Genomic DNA, 9399 nt, shown 5'->3' with positions numbered 1-9399 from the left:
AGGGCTGCCCACGCCAAGGGGCGAAGCCGAATGGCCGAGACCGCCTGAGCTTGCCGAAGAAAAGCGGGCTCGGTTCACGAGCACCTGGTGCGCGTCGTCAGGCGCGCGGGCGCGCGCCAAGTTTTTTCGCACATGGTCAGGCGGCGCAGTTACGTCGAGAACCCAAAGGCACCGCCGCCGTGCGCGCGGCTTCCTCCGAAAACCAGCGCTCGCCTTTCAACAAATTGAGGCATTGTCCTAGACAATATTCCTGTCCGGATCATGATAGATGCGGCGCGCCCGCTAGGACCGGAGGCTGGACAGAATCTCGCACGGATCAGCGTCAATGGCCGCAGTTATGTCGAGAAACTCGATGACGTCGAGACGCCGCTCTGCGCCCTCGTACTTGGCCACGAAGGATTGGGGACGACCAAGCTTGTCAGCCAGCTGCTCCTGGGTCAGGCCTTTGGCCTTGCGCAGCGAAACCAGCTGGGCCAGAAACCGCTGGTGGCGGGGCGATCGAAGGGATTTGGGCATGGAGGCGAACCGGTCGGGTAAAGACCGGATCAGCGACTAATCCCGGTTTCGGATTATCCCATTTTGGGATATACTGCGTGCGCTCACAGGCGAGGTTCGCAGGCATGAATGGACCAATGGGAACGGATGAGACTCGAAGCTCAACTTTGAGCGATGAAGTCCCCTGGTCGGAGAACCTCACGAGCTACGACAGGGAGCATTTCACAATCTACCTGCGGATCCTGGATGCCTGCGCCGACAATGCCAGCGAAAAGGAGATGGCCGAGCGCATTCTCGGCATCGACCCGTCCATTGACCCGGTCCGCGCCCGCAAAGCTCTTCGCAGCCATATCGACCGTGCGAACTGGATGGTGACGACCGGCTACAAGGAACTGTTCGCCGGCTGATGCACAACGCCCACTGCCACGTGTTTCGAGCAGGCAAGTCTCTGTAGCCAAATTCGGCAGCGCACGGCCGCGACAGCCGGCGCGGCGGGAGCGGTTACAACTGGTTCGCGTGCTGTTTGACTGCCATTTCCAGTGCTTGCATCAAAGGCACAGCCTTGGAGAAGAGGAAGCCCTGAGCGGTTCGGCAGCCAAGCTTGTGCAGGGTTTGCCGATCCGCCCCTGTTTCGACGCCCTCGGCCATGACCTCGATCCCGAGCATGTCACCGAGTTCGATGACCGATTTGACAAGCAGTCGGTCCTCTCGGGACTTGGCCAAGCCGCGAATGAAGCCCTGGTCTATTTTCACCTTGCGTATCCGACGGTCCTTGAGAGATGCCAAGGTAGAAAAGCCGGTGCCGAACTCATCGAGCGCGATGGAAATACCGGCATGTGAAAGCCGTCCGAGCTTTTCATCCACTCTGTCCGGGTCCACCGGCGATTCTTCGGTAATCTCGATTTCGAACATCGTCGCAGGCAGGCCTCTTGCCGCCAGACCGTCCAGAACCATGTCGTCGATATCGCCGGCTTCCAGTTCGCGAGGGGAAACATTCATCGCCACACGAATGTCACGACAGTCAGCTTTCACCAAGCCGTCGATAAAAGCACAACAGTCGGCGAATACGGTTTGCGTCAGCAGCTGAAGCATTCCGGTTTCGCGTGCGGCCGTGATGATTTCGGGTGGAGAGATGGCACCATGCGTCGGATGGGACCATCTCAGCAAGGCTTCAAAACCGACCACCGTCTCGGTTTCGAGTTTCACGATCGGCTGGAACCAAGGTTGCAATCTTCCCGTCTTTATCGCCGAATGAAGATCCCGTTCGATCGACTGGCGACGTTGCAGTTCCCTGTCGAGTTCGGCATCGAACAGGCAAAATTCGTTCCTGCCATGGCGCTTGGCCGTATACAGGGCGATATCCGCCCGCAACAACATTTCAGTCAGGCTCGGCGTCTGCGCCAAGTATATCCCTATCGATGCCCCGACCCGAACGGACGCGACCTCGATATAGGGGCGAGCAATTTTGGCTATGATATTGGAGGCGAGATCACTGGCAGAAAGCGAAGCTCTCGTTGAGGGAAAAAACAGCACGAATTCATCGCCGCCGATACGAGCGAGCGTTGAGCCTTCGGGTGCTTCCTGCTCTATGCGGCGGGCGATCATGACAAGCAGTTCATCACCGGTCCTGTGACCGTAGGTGTCGTTGACAGATTTGAAGCCGTCCAGATCAATCAGCATTGCCACGAAGGGGCCATCCGCGGTCTTGAACCGACCGATGGCGTGTTCAAGGCCCCGCCTGTTGAGAAGGGCGGTCAGATGGTCCTCCCTGGAGTTGCGCTCCATTTCCGACGCAAATCGCTCTGCCTCATGTCTCAGGCGGCTTGCTTCGCGGAAGCGCGCCTGCCCAACAAACGAAGCTCGGACCAAGCCGCCCATGAAGAGCAGAACGGTGAAAGCCAGAATGTAGCGTTCAAAATTGCCTTTCGCCAAAAGGCACGCCACCGTGATGAGGAGTGGAGGTGTGATGAAGCTGGTCGCCGCCGCGGCATACGAACTGCCATATGTAACCGCACCAGCTGAAATGCCCGCCAGTATGACCAGATGCATCGGTGCTTGTGGTGTTGTGTATCCAACAGTCAGCACGGCCGGGAAGGACCAGGCAAACCCTGCCAGAAGGGCAAGGACGCCAAACATGCGAAGGCGCGGCAAAACGCCAAGCAAATCCTGATGGCGCCCCGTTTCCTTTAGCTGAAAACGGGCGAGTGCAAGCCGGGCGGCATTTAGCGCATTGACGACCAGGAACCAGCTTGCAGCGGCAAAGCCGCCGCCAGAAAGGGCCTGCACCGCGCAAATCAGGCCTGACAGGATCGCGCTTATCGGCATCGACACGAAGAGACCGGCCCTCAGGTCAGCAAGCTGATCCTGACGGATTTTGGCCTCCAGCGATTCTTCTTCCTTTAGGGGTGCCATGAATGGACCAGCTTGCTTGCGTCGTTGTTCGCGAGGACCAAACCTATGCAAGCCCACTGAAGGACGGGTTAACTACCCAGCGAGGGTAACCAGTGCGCTCACCATGCTGCGGGTCACACCTTTGGCTTAGCATTGCCGAATCATCAAGGCTTCGCCCGCGCGCGTGCCTTGATCCGAATCATGCCATGATCGGCAACGTCACCAGGAAGCAGCCGTGCCCGCGACGACGCGCGCCAGCAAGACAAGGAAGCCTCGCCGAGACAGCGTTCCAGAGCGGCAGCGCTCTGTGCGATTCACCGCCTGAGCATGGCCGAAATGCCATGGCGGACAAAGGGAAGATGTTGGGCAAAGCGGAGCGCAGCATGTCTTGCAAGCCGTGCCGCCGGGTGCTCGCTTGAGTAGAGACCGACAAGCATGTTGGTGGCATGATAGAGCGGCCCCGCCGACAGCCGCAGCCGGCTTTCGTATCTGCCGAGCATGTCGGGATCGGCAATGTCGCGGCGGGCGCGACATGCTGTCAGTATTTTATGAGCGAGTTGCTTCTGGCCGCTGAGGCCGATGTTGAAGCCATGCGCGGTCACCGGGTGCATGCCGATGGCAGCATCGCCGATCAGTGCCGCACTCGGAGCCGAGAACTTGTGCGCCCAGGTCGTGACCAGCGGATAGGCATGGCGGGTGCTTGCCAGGGTCATCTGCCCGAGGCGTCCTCGACACCTGTTCATCAATTCCATGCGGAACAATTCGTCATCGAGAGCAGACAGTCTGTCGGCCTCGCTTGAGCGCAAAGTCAGAAGCAGCGACGACACGCCTTCCATGAGCGGCAACATCGCTATGGTCTGATGGTGGTCGAACCATTCGACCGCGATCTGGTGATGGACGCGCTCGTGCCTCACTCGGCAAATCAGCATGGAGTGGCCAAGCGGATGGATGTTGGCGCCAATGCCGAGCAGGTCGCGCATCGGGGACAAACGCGAATCCGCTGCTACGAGCAGCCGAGCGGCCAATTGCCTGCCATCAGAAAGCGTTATGACCGCCTCGTCTTCGCTATTTGTTGCATTGACGACCGAGTTGCCGCACAGGAGCCGGGCATGATCCTGGAAGTGGACAATTTTGAACAGGGCATCGCGGATCCGACAATTTGGGACCAGAAATCCGAGTGGTTCCCCAGATCCGCTGGGAGCATCGAAGCTCAGGGCGAAAGGGCTGGATCCGTTGAGCACGCGCGCGCCATGAAGCGGTGATTTGTCCGATGCGGGGATGGCATCCCAGGCGCCGAGCTCGCGAAGGATTCTCACTGATGCGTGGGTCAGCGCGATCTCGCGACCGTCGAAAGCCGGATTCGCCAGGCTGTCGAGCGACTGCCGTTCAACCACTGCCACCTTGAGTCGGCTCCAGGCGAGCGATGCTGCGAAGGCAAGTCCGACCGGCCCAGCTCCGACGACAATGATGTCGAATTTGTCGACATAGCCGGCCATCAGCGTGCCGCCATAGCGGCTATCTTCGATACGAAGCGCTCTTGAAGCATCGCAATCACCCACGGTTTGCCGCTCATCTCCCCAACTCGATAGACATGCGTTCTCCGTTGGAAGCCTGGTCAATGAAACCATGCCGATGAAGAGATAACGCTGATCTGAATCAACCAGGCTCGACAAACCCGGCAGCGGCGGGTTCACGGTCGAGTGGTCGATTGCCGTGAAAACGTCTGCATGTCTGGGCATTCTGAATGGTCGGCTTCCCAATCGCGTGCCCCTCCTGGCCAAAGGTTCGGCAACGCATTGTGGCTGATCCGTTCTTCGCACGCGCGCCGATATCGTCATGACGCGGGCAATCGCCAGCAAAGATTCGGTCGACTGACGACCAGCATCCGCACAGTCGTTGGCGCCGCCAACCGGTTCAGCCTCGCGGCTCTTCCCGATCGATAAGGACCCGCTCGGCGGAGCCGTCGAGATCTTCGTATTGGCCGCTCTTCAAGATCCACAGGAAGCCCCGGTCCAAGCCCCACCAAAACAGGCAGCGGCCATCGCATTTCCGTCAGGACGGGCGTCTTGCTGCCGACAGCGTGCTCTCCGACCATAACGCGCTAGACGCCGAAGGAACTCGCCGACGGCCTCATGTCCAAATGATGTGGGAAGGGAGCAAACCAAAGGGACTCTGCTTGGCGTCCCCGCTTTTTTCGCAGCTATGAAACCATCACTGAGAACGGATCCGTACTGAGGAGGAGGCGGTCCTTGACTTGCCCGACGCCGGCAACCTTCTCAGCCGCAACGATCGCTGCCTTCCGCTGACGCTCGTCGACAATCGCCCCCTTCAGTTCGACAAGGCCGTCGCTGACCCTCACATCGATCAAGTCCCACCGCTCCAGGTTTGTGGCTGCAGTTCGGCAAGGATAGCCTTGCGGATCAGTTCGTCATCGGGTGGCGTGGTTCCCTGTTTCGGCATGGCGGATCAGGACAAGCAGCAAATCAGTTCGCGTGATGATGCCGACGACCCTTTCCCGATCGACAATCGGGACATTGTTGATGCGGTGTTGCATCATGAGGTCGACAGGAGGCGCCGAGATGAGGTGTGTGGTCATCACCTGATGGATGATCCGTCCATTCGAGCGCACACATAGTCATTGGCGGTTGTGCCCGGGCCAAGATCAAGCTCCAGCCATCGCGGACGCACACGCTGGGTTCCGAGTTCCTCTCGGCGCAAGAAGTCGCTTTTGCTTACAATGCCAACCAAGGTGCCGTCGCTGGTCGTTACCGGCAGGCAGCTGACTTTGCTTGAAAGCATGACCGCTTAGGCGATCGTCGCGTTCGCATGCGTCGTGATGACTGGCTTTGTCATTAAGGATTCGGCTTGCATCCTCACCCTCCTGATCTTTCGTCGGACGACGATAGGACATCCCGACCCGCGGCGCGTTGATCTGAGTCACTTGGAACGAGTGGCATTCTCCGCGCCGTCGTCGCTGTCGATGAGAATGCGCTCCGCCGCGCCATCGAGATCCTCGTACTGGCCGCTTCTCAACGCCCAAAGGAAGCCGGACAGGCCGAGTGCGCCAAGGAATAGCGCTACGGGGATGAGGTAGACGAGCGTCGTCATGACGATTGAGCCATGGCGCCGGCGCGCGCGGGCCTGTCTTGCCGCGCAATTGCGGACGACGCACCCGTTGCGAAGCCTTGCAGACGCATGGCATTTCCAACCACGAGCAATGACGAGGCTGACATGGCAATCGCGGCGATAAGAGGCGTGACATGCCCCAGTATGGCGATCGGCACGGCGATGGCATTGTAGACGATCGCGATCACGATGTTCTGGCGAATCAGGCTTCCCGCCTTGCGCGAGACATCCAGCGCGAGAGGCACTGCCAGAAGGCTTTCGCGCAGGAATACGAAATCGGCCGCGTTGCGGCCAATGTCGGCGGCGGTGGCAGGAGCGATCGAGACATGCGCAGCGCTCAGCGCAGGCGTGTCGTTGAGACCGTCGCCAACCATCAGAACCCTGTGTCCGTCTTTCGCCGCCGTCTCAATGCGTTCGACCTTGCCGGACGGCAGCAGGCACGGAATAAAATTGTCGATACCCAGCATTTTTGCAACTTCGCCGCAGGCGCCCGCGGTATCGCCCGACAGCATTTCCACCGACACCCCAGCATGGGTCAATTGCCCGATCGCCGCCCTGGCGTCGGCGCGCAGCGCGTCCTCAAAATCGAAGGTCGCGACAATGAACCCGTCTTTTGTCAGCACCGTTCCGCCATAGCCATGTTTGCCTTCGCCGCCGGTCCGGGCCTTCCATCCAGCCCATCCGCGCCGGCCCAGCTGCCAGGTGCTACCTGTCGCTGTGGCTTCGATCCCGAAACCCGGGTGCTCGGTGACGCCATCGAATTTGTGCTGCCCGCCAAGGCGGGCAAAACCGGCTATGGCCTTTGAAAACGGGTGACGCGAGTGCGCAGCCATGTCTCCCGCGATTGCCAGCATGGCCGGATCAATCGAGTCCGCATTGACCAGCCGGGGCTGGCCGAGGGTGAGCGTTCCGGTCTTGTCGAACACCGCTCTATCAATCGTCGCCAGGCGCTCCATGGCCGAACCGTCCTTGACCATGATGCCGCTCTCGAACAGGCGCCGCGCCGCGACCACCTGAACGATCGGTACGGCGAGGCCGAGCGCGCACGGGCATGTGATGATCAGAACGGCAATGGCGATGGTTATCGCCCGGTGCCAGTCACCGGTCGCCGCCATCCAGCCAAGGAACGTCGCGAAGGCGGTCAAATGAACCACCGGGGCATAGAGCGCCGAAACACGATCGGCGATCCGGCGATAATGCGCGCGGCCGCCCTCTGCGGACTCCATCAGCCGAACCATTTCCGCCAGAAACGAATCTTTCGCGGCGGCGGTCGCCTCAATCGTCAGCGGGCCGGTTAGGTTGAGGACACCGGCCTGCACGGCTTCGCCTGCCGCTACGTTTCGAGGGGTGCCCTCGCCGGAAACCAACGAGCAGTCCAGATCCGAGGCCCCTTGAATGATCTTGCCGTCGACGGGGATTCTCTCGCCGGCAGCGATCAACAGCAGCATGCCAAGTTCGATCTCGCCAACCGGCAGATAGTCGCGTGCACCATCGCCGCGCAGCACCATGGCACCACGTGCGGCCAGCTGCGACAGGCCTTTCACGGCGGTCCGGGCACGTTCGCGCATGACATGATCCAACGTGCGGCCGATCAACAGGAAGAACAGCAGTGACACCGATGCATCGAAATAAGCGTGGTCGCCATGGGTGATCGTCTCGTAAAGGCTCATGGCGTAGGCAAGCGACACGCCGACCGCGATCGGCACGTCCATGTTCATGCGACCGTGACGCAAGGCATTCCAGGCCGAGCGGAAGAAGATGCCGCCGGCGAAGGCGAGCGCGGGGATGGCGATCAGTGCCGAGACCCAGTGGAACAGGTCGCGTGTCGCGCCTTCGGCACCGGACCAGACCGAGACCGAAAGCAGCATGATGTTGCCCGCCGCAAAGCCGGCGACAGCAACGGCGCGGATCAGCTCCGAAAGCGTCTTGTCCTTGTTGTCGACCTCGGGGTCGAACAGATGCGCCTCGTACCCCAGCCGTCCCAGCGCGGCGACGAATGGTGGTACCTGGTTTCCACGCCAGCGGACCGCGACCCGCTTCGTCGACAGGTTGACACGAGCGCTCTCCACTTGATCGAGCTTTCCCAGTGCTGTCTCGATCGCCTGGATGCAGGCCGCGCAATGAACCGTGGGGACCGAAAGATCGGTCTGGCGGAGATCATCGCCAAGCGATCGGCTCGCCAGCCTGATCTCCTGGCTGGACGGCAGGACCGATCCGGCGTTGACCAGATCAAGCGCCATTTCGGCGCCCGGTGCACAACAACTCACTTCAGCGCTCCATGGGAAATCATGATCCTGCGGACGTCGCGATACGGTTTGTCCAGACCGGCGTCGGCGTCGACTTCGACAATCCAGACGCCGTCCTTCGGCATGTGCTGGGCTGCGAATTCCTGGCCCGAGGCGAGGACGAGCTTGATGGATTCATCCTCTTTTTCGTAAGCGGGATGGCGAAACAGCGCCTTCACGCCATGCAAGGGAACCGGTTTGCCGGCGGCGTCGATGAGGCCGTAGCGGACTTCACCCGATGCGATGGTCAGCTTGCCGGTCCAGCCGAGGGCTGCCTGCGCCCGCCCTTCCTCGGCCTTCCTGTTGAACTGCTGGCTCGCCACATAGGTGTTTTCGACGACCAGGCCGGTCCAGCTCGTGTTGGCAAGCGTCGCCATGGTCAGATTGACCGCGATGACCACACCGAAAAAGGCCAGGATGATGGCCAACATGTGCCTGCCGGTGAATTCGCGGGTTTTTTGTGTTCTGGCGCTCATCTGGCAGTCTCCGGCGCGTTGAAGGTGGCGGTGTACTCGTTCGACTCGAAGCTGGCTCTGTCCTCGACGCGGAACTTGAAGGTCTGTGCCGGAGCGCGGATCTGGTCCGCCGGCTGGCGAACGAAGACCCTCAGCATTTTCAGGCGGTCGGGTTCGACCGGAATGGCGAAGGAACGGCCTGCGGGGATGTCGTCGCCGACGACGACGATGTCAGCGCCTTCAAGGCCCTGCATGGTTACGACGATCGTCCTCGGCTCGGGGATCATGTTGAGCAGCTTGACGGTGTAGCCGTTGCGGATCGAGCCGTCGGAGAGCGTCACGAATTGTGGATTGCGGTCGTGCAGGACATTGATTTCGAGCCGGTCGCGCGTCAGCAGCGAGTAGAGGAGGCCCAGGCCGATCAGCGACCACATAGCCATGTAGACATAGGTGCGTGGCCGAAAGATCTTGCGGATGTGGAAATGCGCCACTCTGTCCGAAAACAGGCCGTCATCCGTCCTGACCAGCGCCGGATTGACTGAGCTGGACCCGCCTGCAGTCGCCAGCATCATGTTGGCGTTGTAGTCGGAGAGCGTCGCATAGGCGATCAGCCCACGCTCCTTGCCGAGCTTGTCCATGACGCCGTC

11 protein-coding genes are annotated in these 9399 nt (G+C 60.6%); 1 reads left to right on the top strand and 10 read right to left on the bottom strand.

What is annotated here, in order from left to right; translation table 11 throughout:
- Positions 1-282 precede the first annotated feature (282 nt).
- Positions 283-516 (bottom strand): helix-turn-helix domain-containing protein, encoded by a 234-nt coding sequence (locus NKH03_RS33510; protein ID WP_023735803.1) that lies wholly within the window; start codon positions 514-516, stop codon positions 283-285.
- A gap of 104 nt (positions 517-620) precedes the next feature.
- Here NKH03_RS33510 and NKH03_RS33505 point away from each other — a divergent pair, with 104 nt between their 5' ends.
- Complete coding sequence (locus NKH03_RS33505; protein ID WP_081731037.1) at positions 621-902, top strand: DNA -binding domain-containing protein; 282 nt, start codon at positions 621-623, stop codon at positions 900-902.
- 94 nt (positions 903-996) lie between these two features.
- On the opposite strand, the gene NKH03_RS33500 is transcribed toward NKH03_RS33505, so the two are convergent.
- The 9 genes from NKH03_RS33500 to NKH03_RS33455 form a co-directional block, all read right to left on the bottom strand.
- Positions 997-2907, bottom strand: coding sequence for a putative bifunctional diguanylate cyclase/phosphodiesterase (locus tag NKH03_RS33500; protein ID WP_352973141.1), 1911 nt, complete (start codon positions 2905-2907; stop codon positions 997-999).
- 293 nt (positions 2908-3200) lie between these two features.
- Positions 3201-4382, bottom strand: coding sequence for a 5-demethoxyubiquinol-8 5-hydroxylase UbiM (gene ubiM, locus NKH03_RS33495; protein ID WP_023766616.1), 1182 nt, complete (start codon positions 4380-4382; stop codon positions 3201-3203).
- Positions 4383-4800: 418 nt separating this feature from the next.
- A complete protein-coding gene (ccoS, locus tag NKH03_RS33490) occupies positions 4801-4917 on the bottom strand; it encodes a cbb3-type cytochrome oxidase assembly protein CcoS (protein ID WP_084025756.1) in 117 nt (38 codons plus the stop codon).
- 169 nt (positions 4918-5086) lie between these two features.
- Positions 5087-5245, bottom strand: a complete 159-nt coding sequence (locus NKH03_RS33485; RefSeq protein ID WP_245273072.1) for a BON domain-containing protein — start codon at positions 5243-5245, stop codon at positions 5087-5089.
- A gap of 236 nt (positions 5246-5481) precedes the next feature.
- Complete coding sequence (locus tag NKH03_RS33475) at positions 5482-5685, bottom strand: CBS domain-containing protein (protein WP_352555406.1); 204 nt, start codon at positions 5683-5685, stop codon at positions 5482-5484.
- 138 nt (positions 5686-5823) lie between these two features.
- Positions 5824-5994 (bottom strand): cbb3-type cytochrome oxidase assembly protein CcoS, encoded by a 171-nt coding sequence (gene ccoS / locus NKH03_RS33470; protein WP_023762793.1) that lies wholly within the window; start codon positions 5992-5994, stop codon positions 5824-5826.
- Positions 5991-8279: a heavy metal translocating P-type ATPase gene (locus NKH03_RS33465; RefSeq protein ID WP_352973140.1), complete on the bottom strand. Its 2289-nt coding sequence runs from the start codon at positions 8277-8279 to the stop codon at positions 5991-5993. Before NKH03_RS33465 ends, ccoS (NKH03_RS33470) begins: the two co-directional genes overlap by 4 nt.
- Positions 8276-8773, bottom strand: coding sequence for a FixH family protein (locus NKH03_RS33460; RefSeq protein ID WP_352973139.1), 498 nt, complete (start codon positions 8771-8773; stop codon positions 8276-8278). Before NKH03_RS33460 ends, NKH03_RS33465 begins: the two co-directional genes overlap by 4 nt.
- A partial coding sequence (locus NKH03_RS33455; protein ID WP_352973138.1) for a FixG Ig-like domain-containing protein occupies positions 8770-9399 on the bottom strand: 630 nt, incomplete at its 5' end. The genes NKH03_RS33460 and NKH03_RS33455, both read right to left, overlap by 4 nt.

It is taken from the genome of Mesorhizobium sp. M1406, assembly GCF_040317555.1.
In the GTDB taxonomy this organism is placed as follows: Bacteria; Pseudomonadota; Alphaproteobacteria; order Rhizobiales; family Rhizobiaceae; genus Mesorhizobium.
Note: the sequence above shows the minus strand (reverse complement) of the source record. Positions and strands in the feature narration are given on the sequence as shown.

Bases quoted from the DNA above. Each gene is read 5' to 3' on its own strand.
- NKH03_RS33510 (WP_023735803.1), bottom strand. From the start codon at position 516: ATGCCCAAATCCCTTCGATCGCCCCGCCACCAGCGGTTTCTGGCCCAG.
- NKH03_RS33505 (WP_081731037.1), top strand. From the start codon at position 621: ATGAATGGACCAATGGGAACGGATGAGACTCGAAGCTCAACTTTGAGC.
- NKH03_RS33500 (WP_352973141.1), bottom strand. From the start codon at position 2,907: ATGGCACCCCTAAAGGAAGAAGAATCGCTGGAGGCCAAAATCCGTCAG.
- ubiM (WP_023766616.1), bottom strand. From the start codon at position 4,382: ATGGCCGGCTATGTCGACAAATTCGACATCATTGTCGTCGGAGCTGGG.
- NKH03_RS33475 (WP_352555406.1), bottom strand. From the start codon at position 5,685: ATGCTTTCAAGCAAAGTCAGCTGCCTGCCGGTAACGACCAGCGACGGC.
- ccoS (WP_023762793.1), bottom strand. From the start codon at position 5,994: ATGACGACGCTCGTCTACCTCATCCCCGTAGCGCTATTCCTTGGCGCA.
- NKH03_RS33460 (WP_352973139.1), bottom strand. From the start codon at position 8,773: ATGAGCGCCAGAACACAAAAAACCCGCGAATTCACCGGCAGGCACATG.